This is a genomic window from Salinicola endophyticus (genome assembly GCF_040536835.1).
Lineage (GTDB): Bacteria > Pseudomonadota > Gammaproteobacteria > Pseudomonadales > Halomonadaceae > Salinicola > Salinicola endophyticus_A.
Genome location: NZ_CP159578.1, coordinates 2560594 through 2579151, shown reverse-complemented (window position 1 = coordinate 2579151; position 18558 = coordinate 2560594). Strand labels below are relative to the sequence as shown.

At 66.3% G+C, this 18558-nt stretch carries 15 protein-coding genes and 1 riboswitch; of the genes, 11 read left to right on the top strand and 4 right to left on the bottom strand.

From position 1 onward, the window contains the following. Positions 1-158: 158 nt before the first annotated feature. A riboswitch (cobalamin riboswitch) is annotated at positions 159-276 on the bottom strand. 31 nt (positions 277-307) lie between these two features. The 3 genes from ABV408_RS11540 to ABV408_RS11530 all read right to left on the bottom strand — a co-directional run bounded on the left by ABV408_RS11540 (position 308) and on the right by ABV408_RS11530 (position 2886). Continuing rightward, positions 308-1156 (bottom strand): OmpA family protein, encoded by an 849-nt coding sequence (locus ABV408_RS11540; protein WP_353979097.1) that lies wholly within the window; start codon positions 1154-1156, stop codon positions 308-310. Further along, positions 1153-1971, bottom strand: a complete 819-nt coding sequence (locus ABV408_RS11535) for a MotA/TolQ/ExbB proton channel family protein (protein ID WP_353979096.1) — start codon at positions 1969-1971, stop codon at positions 1153-1155. Before ABV408_RS11535 ends, ABV408_RS11540 begins: the two co-directional genes overlap by 4 nt. Positions 1972-2076: 105 nt before the next feature. Next, positions 2077-2886, bottom strand: a complete 810-nt coding sequence (locus tag ABV408_RS11530) for a glycerophosphodiester phosphodiesterase family protein (RefSeq protein WP_353979095.1) — start codon at positions 2884-2886, stop codon at positions 2077-2079. Positions 2887-3185: 299 nt separating this feature from the next. Between ABV408_RS11530 and ABV408_RS11525 the strand changes: the two genes are divergently transcribed. The 10 genes from ABV408_RS11525 (at position 3186) to ABV408_RS11480 (ending at position 14468) form a co-directional block, all read left to right on the top strand. Continuing rightward, positions 3186-5318: a TonB-dependent receptor gene (locus ABV408_RS11525; protein ID WP_353979094.1), complete on the top strand. Its 2133-nt coding sequence runs from the start codon at positions 3186-3188 to the stop codon at positions 5316-5318. 52 nt (positions 5319-5370) lie between these two features. Beyond that, complete coding sequence (locus tag ABV408_RS11520) at positions 5371-6288, top strand: iron-siderophore ABC transporter substrate-binding protein (protein ID WP_353979093.1); 918 nt, start codon at positions 5371-5373, stop codon at positions 6286-6288. Beyond that, positions 6285-7271 (top strand): iron ABC transporter permease, encoded by a 987-nt coding sequence (locus ABV408_RS11515; protein WP_353979092.1) that lies wholly within the window; start codon positions 6285-6287, stop codon positions 7269-7271. Before ABV408_RS11520 ends, ABV408_RS11515 begins: the two co-directional genes overlap by 4 nt. Continuing rightward, a complete protein-coding gene (locus tag ABV408_RS11510; protein ID WP_353979091.1) occupies positions 7264-8292 on the top strand; it encodes an iron ABC transporter permease in 1029 nt (342 codons plus the stop codon). Before ABV408_RS11515 ends, ABV408_RS11510 begins: the two co-directional genes overlap by 8 nt. 4 nt (positions 8293-8296) lie before the next feature. Further along, positions 8297-9085, top strand: a complete 789-nt coding sequence (locus tag ABV408_RS11505; RefSeq protein WP_353979090.1) for an ABC transporter ATP-binding protein — start codon at positions 8297-8299, stop codon at positions 9083-9085. Next, the gene (locus tag ABV408_RS11500) at positions 9085-9903 is read left to right on the top strand and encodes an IucA/IucC family C-terminal-domain containing protein (protein WP_353979089.1); all 819 of its coding nucleotides are present in this window, start codon (positions 9085-9087) and stop codon (positions 9901-9903) included. The genes ABV408_RS11505 and ABV408_RS11500 overlap by 1 nt, the downstream gene beginning before the upstream one ends. 156 nt (positions 9904-10059) lie before the next feature. Next, positions 10060-10635 (top strand): hypothetical protein, encoded by a 576-nt coding sequence (locus ABV408_RS11495; protein WP_353979088.1) that lies wholly within the window; start codon positions 10060-10062, stop codon positions 10633-10635. Between the two features lie 197 nt (positions 10636-10832). Continuing rightward, positions 10833-11810, top strand: coding sequence for an NADPH:quinone reductase (locus ABV408_RS11490; RefSeq protein WP_353979087.1), 978 nt, complete (start codon positions 10833-10835; stop codon positions 11808-11810). Between the two features lie 160 nt (positions 11811-11970). After that, positions 11971-13764 (top strand): SLC13 family permease, encoded by a 1794-nt coding sequence (locus ABV408_RS11485; protein ID WP_353979086.1) that lies wholly within the window; start codon positions 11971-11973, stop codon positions 13762-13764. A 254-nt stretch (positions 13765-14018) separates the two neighbouring features. Next, entirely contained in the window at positions 14019-14468 is a 450-nt protein-coding gene (locus ABV408_RS11480) for a septal ring lytic transglycosylase RlpA family protein (protein ID WP_353979085.1), read from the top strand. A 130-nt stretch (positions 14469-14598) separates the two neighbouring features. Here ABV408_RS11480 and ABV408_RS11475 read toward each other — a convergent pair whose 3' ends face one another. After that, the gene (locus tag ABV408_RS11475; RefSeq protein ID WP_353979084.1) at positions 14599-17067 is read right to left on the bottom strand and encodes an acyl-CoA dehydrogenase; all 2469 of its coding nucleotides are present in this window, start codon (positions 17065-17067) and stop codon (positions 14599-14601) included. Between the two features lie 432 nt (positions 17068-17499). Between ABV408_RS11475 and ABV408_RS11470 the strand changes: the two genes are divergently transcribed. Further along, the gene (locus ABV408_RS11470; RefSeq protein ID WP_353979083.1) at positions 17500-18549 is read left to right on the top strand and encodes a GGDEF domain-containing protein; all 1050 of its coding nucleotides are present in this window, start codon (positions 17500-17502) and stop codon (positions 18547-18549) included. Positions 18550-18558 lie beyond the last annotated feature (9 nt).

Here is an 18558-nt window from a genome sequence, read left to right as displayed (position 1 = left end):
CGCCGATGCTCACAGTGGCTGGACGTAGGCTTTGCACGAAAACTACCTGCGCTCGGCAATACTGCGTTAAAAATCGGCTCAAATGCTCATTTACACTGCGTAAACTCCGCGTTTTCGCCGATTTTTGCCTTGTCTTGCCTTCGCTCGCTGACTTTTCGTACAAACCCTAGAAAGTCCACCGGTGTCTGACACGATTACCGTTGCGGGGGCAGTACGGGGCTCTCACCCGTTTCCCGAACACGTCGCTCTCGACGCGCGGATTGTCGCAGCTTCTCGCCGGCCAGGGAAATGGCGCGCCGCGCACGGCTCACGAGCCGTCGCTACCGGTCTCTTGCAGTACCAGCTCCACCCGGCGGTTGCGTGCCCGGCCCGCGGGGGTGTCGTTGTCGGCCAGCGGCTCGGTGGAGGCATAGCCGATAGCGCGCAGGCGACCGCCATCAATGCCATCCAGGCGCAGCGCGCGTACCACGGCAGCGGCACGGGCCGCGGAGAGCTCCCAGTTGGAGGGGAACTGCTGGGTCGAGATCGGCACGCTGTCGGTATGCCCTTCGACCGAGATGGTGCCCTGGAACTCTTGCAGCAGCGGGATCATCTTCTGCAGCAGCGCGCGGCCCTTGTCGCTGACACCGACGGCGCTGGAGTCGAACAGCAGATGATCCTGGATGCGCAGATTGAAGCCGTGCGGAATCGCGGTCACCTGGACGCCGTCGATCTGCGGCAGTGTCTCGTCTACCGGGTCGGGCAGATCGAACAGCGGCACCGCGAACAGCAGGGGTGTCATTGGCACCAGCGGCGGAGGGGCCGGTCGCGGCGCGTAGAAGCCGACATCGCTGGCCACCGGGGCGGCCGTCAGTTGGCGCGGCGGATGATAGAAACCGCGTTGAGCGGCGCTTGGGGCGGCCTTGGGGGGTATGGGTGCCGGCACCTTGAGCGCCAGTGCGACCTTGGGCGCCGTGGGTTGCTCGGGGGAGGCGAGCTGGCCGCCGTAGAGCGCCAGCATCAGCACAAAGAAGGTGACCAGCAGCAGCAGCAGGTCGAGGTAACTCATCAGCCAGGAGTCGCTCTCGCTGCCACGCCCACCCTCGGCCAGGGCGTCGTCGTCGAACAGCAGTTCGGCGAAGGGGCCCCGCGCGGCGTAGTCCGTGCTGCCACTCATGAGGTCGGGGACGAGAGATCCGTGGCCGCGGCCTGGCGCGGATCACGCATCTCGTCGCGATGTTCGACGCGGTAGGTGTTGAGCGCCTCTTCGATGAACGCGGGCAGACGGCGCTTGCTCACCATCATGATGCCTTCGAGGATCATCGTCATCGCCATCAGTCGTGCCTCGGTGCGCCGCTCCAGCTTCACCGCGATCGGCTTGAACACCAGGTTGGCGAGCAGGATGCCGTAGAAGGTGGACATCAGCGCCACCGCCAGACGCGGTCCGATGATCGTCAGATCGCCGGCCTGGATCACCTCGAGCATGTTGATCAGCCCGACCAGGGTGCCGAGCATGCCGAATGCCGGGGCGTAGATCGCCATGGTGCGCAGGATCTGCGCCTCGGTGCGCTCGCGCGCCTTCACCCGCACCATGCGCCAGCGCAGCATCTCGCGGATCTCCTCCTCGCGGCTGTTGGCGATCACCATCTGCATGCCGGTTCGCAGGAAGGGATTGGTGACGCCTTCCAGCGCGCTCTCGATGGCGCGGATGTTGCCGCGGCTCCAGTGGCGCGACATCTCGACCAGCTGGTCGAGATCGGCGTCGAGCTCGCTCTGCTGGGATTCGCGCCGGAATACCACCGCGATCTGGCGGCACAGGCGCTGCATCTCGGCGAGCGGATAGCTGATGAAGCTGGCGGCCAGGGTGCCGGTGAGCACGATCGCCAACCCCGGCAGATTGAAGAAACTGCTCGGGGCCTGAGCGGTGAAGAGCACGACGGTCATCAGCAGTAGCGCACTGGCGACCATGCCGATGAGGGTGGAGGGATTCATGGACGGCTCGCAACCTGGAAACGGGCAGATTGGCATCATAGCCCGTGTCGGTCGCCGTCAAAGACGCTAACTGACGCGACTAACGGGCGCTTTTCGTACGCTGTGTCAGGCGCTGGCGCGGCTCTGGTCGGTCTCGCCCTGCTGCTGGCCGGCATGTTCGATGAAGCGTACCGGATCGTCGCTGATCACGCCGTCCACGCCCCACTCCCACAGCTTGTCGAAGGCGACGGGGTCGTTGGCGGTGTAGCAGAACAGCTTGATCTCTTCGTCGGCGATCTCGCGGGCGCGCTTGACCTTCAGCTTGCGCCAGTCCAGATGCAGGCTGTAGGCGGAGAGCCGCTCGGTCTCGCGCCACCAGCGCTTGGGGGCCTTGTCGTCGAGCACGCCCAGGCGCAGCCGATCCGGGTTCGACTCCAGCGCCCGTGCCGCGGTGAGGGCGTGGCGGTCGAACGAGGAGACGATCAGCTTCTCCGGTGCCAGGGCTTCCAGGGTCGGCGGCAGTGCCGCCTTGACCAGCTCGATCGCATTGCGCCCGCGGGTCACCTTGAGCTCTAGATTGAGCCCCATGTCGAGACGCTTGAGCAGCGCCAGCATCGCCTCGAGCGTGGCCATGCGTTCGCCGCGGAACTGCTCGCCGAACCAGGCGCCCACGTCGAGCCGCGCGGCGCTGGCGGCGTCGAAGCGGAACAGCTTGCCGCGCCCGTTGGAGCAGCGCTTGACCCCGGCGTCGTGCCACAGCACCGGGGTGCCGTCGCCGAGCAGTTGAACGTCCAGCTCTACCCACCGGCATCCGGCCGCATGCGCGGCTTGCACCGCCGCCAGCGTATTCTCCGGCGCGCGCGCGGAGAGACCACGGTGCGCGATATAGCGGGGTCCATCGCCCGGGGTGGGCTGAGGGGACGAACTCTGTGTCATGCGTCTCGAGTCTCCGGTGGGAGGTAAGCGGTGGCTGGCCGGCGGGGAGCGGCGGCCCCGAAATCAGGCTTGACCTTCGTCCACGTCGCGGTCGGCGTCAAGACGGGGCGAGGATTATTTGCGGGCACCCCCTCGTGTTGCTTGCTCAGGCGGCCGAAGAGGGCAATGTTGACTCATTCAAAAACAAACGATTCTCATTCGTTGATAATTATGCATTTCATTTGCAATAATCCACCGGCGTTCGCGGCGGTGGCTGGGGCGCGTGACGACTCGACAAAATCGAAAACAAGAGGCGAGACATGGGATCAAAGGGAACCGTCATGACCTGGGGCGCACTAGCGACACTGGCGGCGTCGCCGGGGGTGATGGCAGACAGTACCGATCAGGAGCCGATGGTGATCACGGCGACGCGCTCGGGTGCCGAACAGCAGGACGCTGCGCAGGTGATTCGGGTGATCACGCGGCAGGAGCTGGATCAGCAGCGGCGCATCACTTCCGACTCTTCCGAGATACTCAGCAACCTGCTGCCGGACTATTCACCGCCACGCCAGAAGATGAGCGGAAGTGGCGAGACCCTGCGCGGGCGTACGCCGCTGGTGATGATCGATGGTATCCCGCAGTCCAATCCGCTGCGGCCCACGGGGCGCGAGCTGCATACCATCGACTTCTCGATGATCGATCATATCGAGGTGATCAAAGGAGCCAACGCCACCAACGGACTCGGAGCCGCCGGCGGGGTGATCAACCTGATCACCAAACGCCCCGAGCCGGGCTCGCTCAATCAGCATTTCGAGGCCCAGCTCACCACGCCGACCTCCAAGCTGGATGGCGATACCAACAGTTACCGCACCAACTACGCTGTCAGCGGCAATCGCGGGCCGGTCGATTACCTGTTCTCGTTGAGCTACGAGGATCAGGGGCTGTTCCTGGACGGAGAGGGGGACGCCATTGGCGTCGACAATACGCAGGGCGACCTGATGAACTCCCGTGCCTACGATGTCTTCGGGAAGATCGCCTACTGGTTCGACGACGACCGGCGCCTGCAGTTGAGTGTCAATCGCTATCGTATCGAGGGGCAGAACGATTACGTCAGCGTGCTTGGCGATCGTGAAGCCGATGTCCCGACCACCTCGCGTCGCGGCGAGCCGGAAGGTTCGGCGCCCTTCAATAGTGTCTGGACCACCGGCATCACCTGGGACGACTACGATCTCGCCGGCATGCATCTCAATGTGCTGGGCTTCTATCAGGATTACGAATCACTGTTCGGGGCGACCAATTCCGGCACCTTCCAGGATCCTTCGATCGCGCCGGTCGGGACGCTCTACGATCAGACCATGGCCGAGACCCGCAAGTACGGTATCAAGACCTCGCTGACCAAGGAGGGGTTGTGGGATGACCGGGTCAAGCTGACCTTTGGCTTCGACGCCATGCGCGACGATACCGAGCAGTATCTGTGGGGCACCGATCGCACTTACGTGCCCAAGGTGAAATACACCGATCTGTCTCCGTTCGCCCAGGTCGACTTCAGCCCGATCGAGGCGCTGACCTTCTCGGCGGGGGTGCGTTATGAATACGCCAAACTCGATGTCGACAGTTACCGCACGGTGGCCGCCAACAATGGCGTGCCGGTGGACGGTGGATCCCCCGATTTCGACGAGACCCTCTACAACGCCGGTGTGGTATGGCGACCGGTGAAACACTGGAGCCTGTTCACCAGCTATTCCGAAGGGTTTGCCATTCCCGATGTCGGGCGCGTGCTGCGTGGTATCGACACGCCCGGACAGTCGGTCGACAGCTTCGAGAATCTGCGTCCCATCGTGACCGACAATATCGAAACCGGAGTGCGCTATGACGATGGCCGCTTCAACGCTGAGCTGAGCTATTACGTGTCGTCTTCCGACTATGGCACGCGTCTGACGACCCGTAACGACGCTTTCGTGATGCAGCGAGAGAAGACCGAGATCGAAGGCATCGAGGCGTCCGTCGGCTATCGATTCAACGACCGGCACAGCGCCCGGCTTGGCTACTCCCACATGAAGGGACGTTATGACAGTGACGACAATGGCACCCTGGATGCCAAGCTGAACGGGCTCAACGTGGCGCCGGACCGGCTGGTCGCGAGCTGGAGTGCCCGGTGGTCGCCGCGCTGGACATCGTTCGTGCAGGTCAATCACGCCTTTGACAAGGATTTCGACGACAGCAGCAATGGCTGGGACAACGACTTCGATGGTTACACCCTGGTCGATGCCGCAGTCGGCTATCGTTTGCCGGTAGGGCAGTTGAATCTTGCCGTGGCCAACCTGTTCGACAAGCAGTACATCACCTACTACTCGCAGAGCGCGCTGGACAGTCCCAATGCGGACTACATGAACGAACGCTACTTCGCCGGACGCGGTCGGACTCTGACTCTGGGCTATAGCGTGGACTTTTGATGTCGCCATATACCTGTCACGGTCGGGTGCCGAGTGCGCCAGCGGAGCCGCGATGAAGCGTCGTGAGTTGATCGCCCGGGCACTCGCACTGGCCGCCATGCCGGCGCTGGCGGGTGCCGGCATGGTACGCCAGGACGAGGCACGAGCGCCGCGCCGGACACTGAGGGTCGTTACACTGTTCCAGGGCGCGACTGACACTGCAGTGGCGCTCGGGGTGGCGCCGGTCGGGGTGGTACTGTCATGGCAAGACCAGCCGATCTACCCCTACCTGCGCTCGGCACTGGCCCATGCTTCGCTCCTGGGACTGGAGACACAGCCGAACCTGGAACGCATCGCGCTGCTGGAGCCGGATCTGATCGTCGCGTCGCGTTTTCGTCATCAACGTATCGCGCCGCTGTTGTCGGCGTTGGCCCCGCTGATGCTGCTGGACGATGTCTATCACTATCGACATACCCTCGAGGCGATGGCGCAGGCACTCGACCGCCGGGCCCGCGCCGTGCACCTGCGACGTTCACTGGCATCGCGCATGGCGTCACTGCGTGCGCGTCTGCGGCAGCGTTTCGGCGCACGCTGGCCGTTGACGGTGGCGCTGCTCGATATCAGAGCGGGCGAGATTCGCAGCTATCTGGCGCCCAGCTTTGGCGGCTCGGTGCTGACACGGCTCGGCTTCAGCTGGCCCCGGCAGATCGAGAGGCAGCCCGGGGTACTGCTGACACTGAGCGGGGTCGAGAGCCTGCCGGCGCTCGATGCCGATGTCTTCTTTCTGCTGCAGCCGCGCGACCGGGCCGCGCGCGAGCATGCGTCACGCCTGCGCGCGCATCCACTCTGGCAGCGACTGGCGGCGGTGCGCCAGGGACGGGTCTGGCAGGTCGACCCGGTGGCCTGGAGTCTCTCCGGGGGCGTCCTGGGCGTCTTCGGCATGCTCGATGATCTGGATGCCTGGCTGGATACCCGCGAGGCGTCGGCATGAGTGTGCGCACGACTCTGGCGATCGCCGGCCTGGCCATCGCCGTGGTGGTGAGCCTGATGGCGGGTGGACACTGGTCCAGTCCGGCGCAGGTATGGCATGCGCTGTGGTCGCCGTCGCCGACCGGTGTCGATGACCTGCTCATTCGCACCACCCGCATGTCCCGTACTCTGATGGCACTCACGGTGGGGGCGGGGTTGGGCGTGGCCGGCGGTATCATGCAGACCCTGACCCGCAATCCGTTGGCATCGCCTGGGCTGCTCGGGGTCAACGCAGGTGCGCTGCTGGCGGTGGTCTGTCTGGTCACCCTGGGGCGCGGCTTGCCAGGGTGGCTGGCGAGCGGCGGTGCCTTCGCGGGCGCGACCCTGGCGGCGCTGATGGTCTGGGCGATCGCCATGCGTCCCGGCGTCCCGGGTGGGCCGCTGCGCCTGATCCTGGTCGGTGCCGCGCTGAGTGCGCTGTTCCATGCCTTCAGTCAGGCGCTGCTGGTGATCGATCAGCAGGGGCTGGACGCCATGCTGTTCTGGCTGGCGGGCTCGGTCTCGGCCCGGCCGCTGACGCAGGTCTGGCCGCTGATGCTGGTCACGCTGGCGGTGATGCTGGCGTGCTGGCCCTGTCTGCGGCAATGGAACGTGCTGGCGGCGGGCGAGGCGGTGGCGGTGGGTGCCGGGATTTCGGTGCGACGCCTGCAGATGATCTCGGTCGTGTATGTGGTGCTGCTGGCGGGCGCGGCGGTGGCGATGGCAGGCAACATCGTCTTCATCGGGTTGATCGTGCCGCACCTGGCGCGACGCCTGGCCGGATCGGATCATCGCTACTGGCTGCCACTGGCGGCACTGCTTGGCGCCGCGCTGCTGCTCATCGCGGACGTGATGGCGCGGACTCTGATTCCGCCCCGGGAGGTGCCCATCGGCGTGATGACGGCATTGCTCGGGGCGCCGGTGTTCATGGCACTGGTGCGGCGCCAGGGAGGGCGCCATGGATGAGGCTCGCGCGCTGCGTCTCGGCCGCTTCTCGCGGGTCGTCGCTTGGCGACCGTGGCGTCGGGTGGCGGCTGCACTGCTCGTGGCGCTGCTGATTCTGCTGACCTCGCTCGGCCTCGGAGAGGCCGCCATGTCGGCGCCGCAGTGGCTGGCTGCAGTGCGCTCGCCGGACAGCGGTGCGGGCTTGATCCTGTGGCAGTTGCGCCTGCCACGAACGCTGCTGGGGGCGCTGGTGGGCGCGGCGCTGGCACTCTCCGGCTGGTTGCTGCAACAAGTCATGCGCAACCCGCTGGCCTCGCCGGATACGCTGGGCGTGACCGCCGGCGCCGCTACCCTGGCGGTCGGCTATCTGGCATTCCTGGCGTCCGATATCGGCAGCGCCTGGATGCCGCTGGCGGCCGCCATGGGTGCGCTGCTCGCCGTGCTGCTGGTGATGCTGGCGGCCTGGCGCGGGGGGACCACGCCGCTGCGACTGGTGCTGATGGGCATCGGCCTATCGACGCTGCTGAGCGCCGTGACTACCTTCGTGATGGTGTCCAGTCCGCTCACCACCACGCTGTCGGCCTACGTCTGGCTCACCGGCAGCGTTTATGGTGGCAACTGGTCCGACGTCGGGTGGCTTGCGGCTGGCTTCGGCGTGGCGCTCGCTGCGCTGGCCCCGCTGGTGCGGCTTGCCTTGCTGGCACCGTTGGACGACGGTCTGGCAGTGGGGATCGGAGTGCGGGTCCAGCGGACACGCACGCTGTTGATTCTGCTCGCGGCAGGGTTGGCGGGCATGGCGGTGGCCTGGGGCGGAGCGATGGCTTTCGTCGGACTGGTGGCACCGCATGTGGCGAGACGTCTGGTGCGCCCGCCGGGCGCGGCGCAAATCACCATGGCAATCCTGGTCGGCGCGGGTATGACGATGGCGGCAGATCTTGCCGGGCGGGTGCTGTTTCCGCCGCTGGATCTGCCGGCGGGACTCTTCGTGGCGGCCATCGGGGCGCCGTTCTTTCTGGGGTTGATGATGAAGCAGGCACGCTGACGCCATGGCCACCATCTCTGCGAACCGGCTCACCTTGGGCTACCAGCGGCAGGCCATCCTGCGGGAGCTGTCGCTCGAGCTGCCCGAAGGGCGCATATCGGTGCTGGTCGGCAGCAACGGCTGCGGCAAGAGCACGCTATTGAAAGCGCTGGCTCGGCTATTGACGCCGTGGCAGGGCCAGGTCGATCTCGATGGCGAGGATATCCGGCAGCAGCCGACCAGGGCGGTGGCCAGGACGCTGTCGCTGCTGCCCCAGCACCCGGTGGCACCGGAGGGCATCAGCGTGCGTCAACTGGTGGGGCTGGGCCGCCATCCGCATCAGAGCTGGCTGGCCCAGTGGTCCGCGGACGATGAACGCGCCGTGGCGCAGGCGCTTTTGAGAACCGGCCTTCACGACCTTTCCGAGCAGCGCGTCGAGACGCTCTCCGGTGGGCAGCGTCAGCGTGCGTGGATAGCCATGGCGGTGGCTCAGGACACGCCGCTGATGCTGCTCGATGAGCCCACCTCGTTCCTCGATCTGACCCATCAGATGGAGGTGCTCGAGTTACTCGTCAGTCTCAACCGCGATGCCGGCAAGACCATTGTCATGGTCTTGCACGATCTCAACCTGGCGTGCCGCTATGCCGACCATATCGTGGCGATTCGCGAGGGTCGTGTTCATGCCCAGGGGCGGCCTCAGGCGGTGATCACCCGTGAACGGGTAAAGGAGATATTCCAGCTCGAATGCCGGGTGATCGAGGATCCGTTCTTCCATACGCCGCTGTGCATCCCTTTCGGCAAGGGGGCGGCGTGATGATGCCGGCAGCGGCGCGGGAACCTCTGGGTCACCTGGAATACGCATCGGTGGCGGTGGCGCACCGCCGCTATCTGCATGAGTCCCTGTGCCTCGAGTCTGCCCAGACCGCGGGGGCCGCGGTACTGTCGATGACGGCGTTCCGCGACCCCCGGCGCTGCGCTGAACTGCTGGCCCGTCTGGGGCCGGTTCTCGGCTCGCCCGACCGGCGCACCACCGCCTCGCTGCTGTCGAAGCGTCTGGGCTTTCTGCTCACCGGCGTGCCGCTCTATCTGCTCTCGGTGTGCGATCGCGGGCTCGATCTGGCGCCGGGCAACTGCCTGATCGATCTCCGCCACGATGGCCAGGCGTGGCGTTCGACGCTGCCACTGCGCTCGCTACGACTGCAGCGCTGGGCGCCGGCGGCGCGGGAGCGCGCACGTCACGATTTGTTGAAGCAGCTGTTCGCCGGGCTGATCACACCGTTGTGGCAGACCCTGCGCGAGGTGGGCGGCGTGCCGCCGCGCATGCTGTGGGAGAATCTGGCAGTGCGGGTCTATTCACTCTACGAGCGCCGCCTGGCCGAGCTCGAGGGCGGGCTGGTCGATGCTGCCGCGCGCCGGCGCTGCGAGGCGGACTACCGCTTCCTGCTCGAGGCCGAGCCCGAGCTGTTCGGACTCGAGGCCAATCCGCTGGCGCGCTTCCATCACGCCAAGACCCGCCGCGCCGATGGCGTCGAGGTGCGCTACCGACGCAGCTGCTGCCTCTATTATCGTGCCGCGTGCCCGGTGGCCTACTGCCAGTCCTGTCCGCTGAGCCGATCCCGAACCGAGGCGTGATGCCGGCACGCCGGCCCCCGCGCCCGGTGGCGCGCTCGCGGCGATGGAATATGCTAGGCTGCGCGCTTTTGCCTGCCCGCGTCCGGCGGCACGCCAACAGCGTGCGTCCTCGATCGTCAGCGCGGGCGGGCCGAGTCGATGCGTGCGGAGAGTCCGATGAAAGTCGTTCATGTAAAGAATCCCGAGAGCCGCGAGGCGTGCCTGGCCCAGCTGTGCGCCAATGTCTATGGCCGTGAGGCGGGGCTGGCACCGCTGGTCACCTTTGCCGGGACCCTGGGCGTGCTGTTCGAGCAGGAGGCTGCACGTCTGTTCGCCCTGACCGACGATGACCGCCAGGTGCTGAGTCTGGCGCTGGTCTCCGCCGACGTCGAGGGGCGCAGCATGGAGCTGGCGATGGTCTCGACACCCCAGGGCGATGGCCACAGCGAGCACAGCGCGCGCTTGATCCGTCTGCTCGCCGAGAAAGCGCCGCTGCGCGTGCTCGCCAATGACGCCGAGGCACAGCGCTTCTTCCGCGACTGCGGCATCACCCGCTGGATCGATGCCGAGGGCGGCATGCTTGTCGGTCTTGCGCCGCGTCATCCCGAGCCCAGGGGCGGGAAGCTGCCCGGCGTGGTGCGCTTCGACGGCGACGGCATCGTCAAGACCTTCAAGGCCGACCCGGAGACCTTCGAGTCCTACAAGCAGCGCTTCGTCGCCGCGCTGGAGCGCTTTCCCCACAGCGTGATCTGACCCCCTCGAGCGGGCCGAGCATCCGGGCGCCGGGCGGGCCCGTTCGCGGCGTGTGGCTTGACCCGGCTGGCGAATGGCGCTTGGATGAGGTATTGGACAAGGCTGAAGTATCGGATAGGGCTTCGGTTCGTTTCGTCCGATACCACGACGCACGCCAAGCAAGCCAAGCTCAACCCGTTTCCCCACAAGGACAGTTCATGGTCAAGCGCATTCAGTTTTCTCGCACCGGCGGCCCCGAGGTGCTCGAGTATGTCGACTTCGAACCGGCAGCGCCCCAGGCGGGCGAAGTGCGCATCGAGAACCGTGCCATCGGCCTCAACTTCATCGATATCTACTTCCGCACCGGGCTCTATCCGGCGCCGTCGCTGCCGTCGGGGCTGGGTACCGAAGGGGCCGGGGTGGTCGAGGCGGTGGGCGAAGGTGTGACCCACCTCGCTGTCGGTGACCGCGTCGCTTATGCCCAGGGGCCCCTGGGCGCCTACTCGCAGCTGCACGTGCTGCCGGCGGAGAAAGTGGTCAAGCTGCCCGAGGACATCTCCTTCGAGATCGCCGCCGCCTCGATGCTCAAGGGGCTGACGGTGCAGTACCTGCTGCGCCAGACCTTTCCGCTGGAGGGTGGCGAGACGATCCTGTTCCATGCCGCGGCCGGCGGTGTGGGCTCGATCGCCTGCCAGTGGGCCAAGGCGCTCGACGTCAAGGTGATCGGCACCGTGGGCTCTGACGAGAAGGCCGAGCTGGCCAAGCGCAACGGCGCCTGGGCGACGATCAACTACCGCAATGAGAACGTCGCCGAGCGGGTACGCGAGCTGACTGGTGGTGCCATGGTGCCGGTGGTCTACGACTCGGTGGGCAAGGACACCTTCACCACCTCGCTCGACTGTCTCGCCCCACGCGGGCTGATGGTGAGCTTCGGCAACGCCTCCGGCGCGGTAGAGGGGGTCAATATCGGCATTCTCAACCAGAAGGGCTCGCTCTATCTGACCCGTCCCAGTCTCAATGGCTACGCCGACACGCCTGAACGGCTGGATGAGATGAGCCTGGATCTGTTCGATCTGCTCGAGAGTGGCAAGGTCAAGATGGATATCGCCCAGCGTTTCGATCTGGCTGACGCGGGCAAGGCGCAGGAGGCGCTGGCCGCGCGGCGCACCACCGGATCGACGATTCTGATTCCCTGAGCCGCGCCCGTGAGCGCCGGCGCACGGGCGCCAGCGTGACAATGACCTATGCTGCAAAAGCCGGCAACGCCTATCGGGCGCTGCCGGCTTTTTCGCTGCTGCGGGCAGGGTTTTCTGACCAAGCAGGGCGGGTGGCAGCGCTCGACAAGGAGTCATACCCATGCAGGATGCTTACTGGGTCTTCGCGGTACTCTTTCTGACCCTGGTCGCCTTCGTCTGGGGGCGCTTTCGTTACGACATGGTGGCCATGGCGGCGCTACTGGCGAGCGTGCTGCTGGGGCTGGTGCCCGCCGATCAGGCGTTTTCCGGTTTCGGCCACCCGGCGGTGATCACTGTCGCCGCGGTGTTGATCCTGAGTCGTGGCTTCGAGCACGCCGGCGTGGTCGACTGGATCGCCGAGAAGACGCTCAAGGCCGGCAGCCGGCCGATCTGGCAGCTCACGGTGCTCACGGCGACGGTGATCCTACTCTCGGCGATGATGAACAACGTCGGTGCGTTGGCGCTGCTGCTGCCGGTGGCGGTGCGTGTCGCCCGCGAGCACGACACCTCACCCTCGCTGCTGTTGATGCCGCTGGCTTTCGGCTCGCTGCTGGGCGGGCTGATCACGCTCATCGGCACGCCGCCCAATATCATCATCAGCGCGTTCCGCGCCGGGCAGGGCGAGGGGCCGTTCAGCATGTTCGACTTCGCTCCGGTAGGCGGTGCGGTGGCGCTGGTGGGGCTCGCCTTCATGATCCTGCTGGGCGGGCGGCTGACGCCGCAGCGCCAGGGGCAGGCGTCTGCCGACGAGCTGTTCGAGACCTCGGCCTATCTCAGCGAGCTGCACGTCAACGAGGACGCCAAGGCGGTGGGCTGGGGCCTGCGCGAGTTGCGCGAGGTGTGCGGCGATCCGGTGCCGGTACTGGCCGTGCTGCGTGGTGAAGAGCGTTATTCCGGCCACCGCTTCTTCGGCCCCCTGGCTGCCGGCGACATCCTGCTGCTGGAGGCGGGCCCGGAGGATCTCAAGCTGCTCGAGGACAAGGCCGGACTGAGCATCAGCGCCAGCGGCGAGGATGACGAGGATAGCGATGCCGCGCGGCCCCGGCTCGATGCCGATGAGCTGCAACTGGTCGAGGTGGTGGTGCGCAACGATTCGATGATGATCAACCGCACCGTTTCCCAATTGCGCCTGTTGAATCAGCACGGCCTGCATCTGGTGGCGGTCTCCCGCGATGGCACCCGCCTCAAGCAGCGCCTGCGCGAGGTGCGCTTCCAGCCCGGCGATGTCCTGCTGCTGCAGGGCGACGAGAACAACCTGAGCGAGAGCCTGTCGACCCTGGGCTGTCTGCCGCTGGCCAGCCGCAAGCTGGCGCTGGGGCAGCCGCGCCAGCTGTGGCTGTCGGTGGGCATCTTCGCGTTGGCGATCGCCGCCATGGTGTTCGACCTGCTGCCCGCGGCCATCGCCATGTCGCTGGCGGCGCTGATCACCCTGGCCCTGGGCGTGCTGCCACTGCGGGAGGGATATGACGCGATCGAGGGCTCGGTGATCGTGCTGCTGGCGGCGATGCTGCCGGTGGGCAAGGCGCTGGAGACCAGCGGTGGGGCGCAGATGATCGCCGACAGCATGATGTCGGCGGGCAGCGGCTGGCCGCCGGTGGTCACCCTGACGGCGCTGTTCGTGCTCACGCTGCTGCTCTCCAACGTCATCAACAATGCCGCCGCGGCGCTATTGATGGCGCCGATCGCAGCCAATCTGGCCAGCGGCATGCAGGTCTCGCTCGATCCGTTTCTGATGGCGGTGGCGGTGAGCGCCTCCTGCGCCTTCCTCACCCCGATCGGGCATCAGTCCAATACCTTGGTGATGGGGCCGGGGGGCTATCGTTTCCGCGATTACTGGAAGCTGGGGCTGCCGCTGTCGGCGGTGGTCACGCTCACCGCGATTCCTCTCATCTTGCTCATTTGGCCGTTATCATGAGCGCAGCTTCCGTCAGCCGTGATGTCCCGCGATTCGCCATCGCGCCCCGCTTGCCGAGAGACCTGCAACTTATGGCCACCATCGATGTTTCCACGCTCGATGTTTCCACACTCGATGTTTCCACGCCGCCTGCCCGGGCTGGCGCCGTCGTTCGCGACCACCTGCCCGGTGCCGATTCATCCCGCTCTGATCCGCCACCGGTGCAGCCTGGGCGTGCCGCACTCGGGTGGCGAGCGCTGCTCTCCGCGCTCGCCATGGGGCTGCTACTGGCCGGCTGTGCCACGCCCCAGGCCACCCAGCCGGACGCCCCGCCGGCCGCGACCAGCGCCACCGGCAAGGCTGCCGGCAAGCGCAAGGGGCCGGGGCCAGTGGTGGCGCATACGCGCGAGCCGCGCCCGGTGCCCAATCAGCGCCGCCGGGTCGGCGAAGCGACCTATTACGCGCCCTATTTCGAAGGGCGGCTGACCGCCAGCGGTGAACCCTACGATGGCCGGGCGATGACCGCAGCGCACAAGACGCTGCCGTTCGGTACCCGGGTCAAGGTGACGCATCTGAGTACCGGGGACAGCGCCATCGTGCGAATCAACGATCGCGGGCCCTTCGTCCCCGGGCGCATCATCGATCTGTCGCAGCGGGCTGCCGAGAAGCTGGGGCTGATCGACGACGGCACCGCCGACGTCCAGCTGCAGGTGCTGGAGCAGTAGCCGGATTGTCATTCGCTGCCAGCCCGAGCCTTTAAGCGCCCCGGGTGCGCAAAAAAATGCGGCCCCGTTCGAGAACGGGGCCGCGGCTGTTGGGGAGAGAGAGGCCGGGGGCGACGCCCCCGGCCGCTGTTCACGCCGGCGTGGTGTGGTTCTGGCGCTCGTGGTTGGCACTCGGCTGCTGGCTGGTGAAGGCGTCGAAGTCGAAGTCGTCGACCGTCAGCATGTCCAGCACCTCGGCTTCGTGGGCGCGCATGAAAGCGGCGTCCTCTTCGCTCAGCAAGCCCGCCTCGAGACCCGCTTCGATCCACTGCTCGGGGTGCAGCGCCGCTTCCGGCAGTTCGCGCTTGGCGCGCGCCTTGGCCAGCGTGCGATAGATCTTCTCGGCGCGCTCGGCGTTGGCCAACAGGGCGTTGTAGCGCACCAGCGGGTTCTCCTGCTGACCCTCTTCCCAGCTGTCCCAGGTATTGCGGGTGAGCTTGTGACGCAGGGCGGTATCGGTGGAGATCGCCTTGGCGATATCGCGGGTCAGGCTGTCCTGCGGCTTGTGCCAGCGGCGTCCCAGCGGCATCGTCACGCCGGCGAGCAGATGAGCCAGGGCACGGTTGGGCAGGTTCTCATAGAGCTCCACCAGCGCCTGCTCGGCGCGGTTGAGCAGGAAGCGGCAGCTGTAGTGGAACAGCGCGGCTTCACCGTCGACCCGGTCACTGTCGTGCCACTGTTTGAGCACCATCGACAGCAGATAGAGGTTGGAGAGCACGTCACCCAGACGCGCCGAGATCATCTCGCGCTGCTTGAGCTTGGCGCCCAGGCTGGCCATGGCGGCGTCGGCGCACAGCCCGAATGCGGAGGAGAGGCGTGCCACCTCCTGCGCATAGGGCTTGGCCAGGGAGTCGAACGGTACCTCGGCGCGGCCCAGTCCCAGTGCCTGGGTGAAGGCGCGCGCGGCGTTGCCGAAGATCAGCCCGGTATGGCGGAAGAAGAGCTTGTCGAACGCCGCGAAGTCATTGCTGTCCTTGGCCGCCAGCTCGTCGAGCACGTAGGGATGGCAGCGGATCGCGCCCTGGCCGAAGATCATCAGGTTGCGGGTCATGATGTTGGCGCCCTCGACGGTGATCGACACCGGCGTGGCACTGAAACCGATCCCCAGATAGTTGCGCGGCCCCAGGGTCACGGTACGCCCACCGTGTACGTCCATGGCATCGACCATGATCTCGCGCTGGAATTCGGTCAGCTGGCTCTTGAGGATCGCCGAGGGCACCGCCGGCTTGACCCCATGGTCGATGGTGTTGGCGGTCTGCATCACTGCGGCCTGGGCGATGTAGGCCTTGGCGGCGAGACGCGCCAGCGGCTCCTGCACCCCCTCCATGTCGGCCACGGCGATGTTGAACTGGCGCCGGATACGCGCGAAGCCGCCGGTCCAGCCCACCGCGTAGCGCCCGGTGCCGGCGGCGCCGGAGGGCAGGGTGATGCAACGGCCCACCGAGAGGCACTCGACCAGCATGCGCCAGCCCTGGCCGGCCATCTCCAGCCCGCCGATCAGATAGTCGAGCGGGATGAACACGTCCTTGCCGCGAATCGGGCCGTTCATGAACGGGCTGCCGATCGGATGGTGGCGGCGGCCGATCTGCATGCCTTCGGTATCACGCGGGATCAGCGCGCAGCTGATGCCGATATCGCTCTCGCCGCGTTCGAGCAGGTTGTCCGGGTCGAACATCCGGAAGGCCAGACCGACCACGGTGGCGATCGGCGCCAGGGTGATCCAGCGCTTCTCGAAGGTGAGCTTGAGGCCGAGCACTTCCTTGCCTTCGTGCATGCCGCGGCAGACGATACCCACATCGGGGATCGAGGTCGCGTCGCTGCCGGCGCGCGGGCCGGTCAGCGCGAAGCAGGGAATGTCGCGGCCATCGGCCAGGCGCGGCAGATAGTGGTTTTTCTGTTCTTCGGTGCCGTACTTGAGCAGCAGTTCACCCGGACCGAGCGAGTTGGGCACGCCCACGGTACTCATCAGGGTCTCGTTGAAGGCGAGCTTCTGTAGTACCGTCGACTGCGCCTTGGCGGAGAATTCGAGGCCGCCGTAGGCCTTGGGAATGATCATGCCGAAGAAGCGCTCTTTCTTCAGATAGTCCCACAGCTCGGGGGGCATGTCGGCGCGCTCGCGCGCGATCTCCCAGGCGTTGCACATGCCGGCGGCGACCGCGCACTGGTGATCGACGAAGGCTTGCTCCTCGTCGCTCAGCCCAGGGTTGTCGAACGCCAGCAGGCGTTTCCAGTCGGGGCGACCGCTGAACAGCTCGCCATCCCAGGCGACGGTGCCGGCGTCCAGCGCCACGCGCTCGGTCTCGGAGACCTTGGGCGCGATCTTCTTGAACACCTTGAACAGACGCGGCGACAGCCACAGCCGACGCAGCGGCTTGAGCCCGCATATGGCGACGCCGGCGGCGCCGATCAGCAGCAGGACGCCGATGATCTCGGCATCCAGAACCAGTCCCAGTACGCCGAGAACGGCGAGTACCGCGACGGCCGGCAGGGCGCCGGCCTCGCGGCGCATGACGACCAGACAGCCGACGATGGCGGCGACGAGAAGCAGCAGTGTGATCATGGCGAACTCCGCAGGAGAAGACGTCGGGAGTGCCGGCCGCAGACACCGCTGCGGGGGACGCTCCCACAAATTCAGACGAGCGTTTGAATTTGGTTTTCAGACTAGCGGATCCCAGGCCGGCTGGCTAGCGTCGTGGCTCTTATCCTTTTGGGCTAGTCGAGCCCGCTTCAGCACGCCTGGCCGCCTGCCGATAGGCCTCTAGACGAGACAAGGGCACACTGGGGGGCGCAGAGACACACGCCGTGATGGCCGTCATCGATCACTGGTCACCATCAATATGATCGCGCGCGATCTCCAACGGAAGCCTGAATGAAACTCTTTCTGCGTCTCGTGACCCTTGGCCGGCGCGCGCACAGCGTGAAGCACGCCTTGCCCCGGTATCGATTCCTGCGTTGGCTCAGCGGCTGTGACCGTACGCTGCCGGAAGAGGTGATGACACGACTCAGCGGCGGCGCCATCATGCACCTGCCGCTGCTGTTGGCGGGAATGACGTGTACGTTGATGGCCGGCGTGGCCCTGCTGATCGAAACGGCCTCGCCGTTCATGCTGGCCTGGGTGACGCTCAACCTCGGGCTGATGGCCGGCCGAGTCCTGGAGTACCGCTGGCGCCAGCGGCGCGCGCAGCGTGGCCAGAGCACGCCGGTGGACGGGGTTCTCATTCTCGCGCTGCTATGGGCGCTGACGCTCGGCGGGCTCGGCGCCTATGCCCTCATTGCGGCGCCACCGTCGCTGAAGCTGGTCGCCATCGGTACCTTGCTGGTGGTGTCCAGCTCATTCCCCGCTCTGTGCATTGGCCGGCCGCGGCTGTCGGTCCTGCTCGTGCTGCTCGCCGATGTGCCACTCAAGCTGGCGGTGCCGTTCCAGGCGGAGAGTGCTTACTGGATCTTCGTCGCCCAGGGGCCGATCTACTGGCTGGCCACGCTATGGTTCAGCTGCTATCTCAATGGCTTCGCCGAGCGGGCCCTGTTGGGCGAGAGTCGCAGCCGCTTCCAGGCGGAACACGATCATCTGACCGGCCTCCACAATCGTCCCGGCTTCTATCGCCGGCTCGATGACTTGCGCCGAAGTATCGCGGGGACGCTGCCGGCGACGCTTTACTATATCGATCTCGACGGCTTCAAGCAGATCAATGACCGCCAGGGCCACGAGGCCGGTGACGCCCTGCTGGTTGACGTGGCGGCGCTACTGCAGCAGGTGCTGCGACAGAAGGATATCGTCGTGCGCTGGGGTGGGGACGAGTTCCTGCTGCTGCTGGCCGGCGCCAGCGAGTTCCTGGCGTCGGATATCGCCGAGCGCCTATTGGTGGCCGCCAAGGCGCTCGACAAGATCTATCCCGGGGTGGGGATGAGCATTGGCATTGCGCGCGAGGCCGATCTCCGTCAGTTGGACGCCGAGCATCTGGTGAAGCTGATCGATCGCGCCGATGCCGCCCTCTATCAGGCCAAGCGGGCGGGCAAGGGGCGCTATCGTCACGCCGGTTGAGCGCGGCGA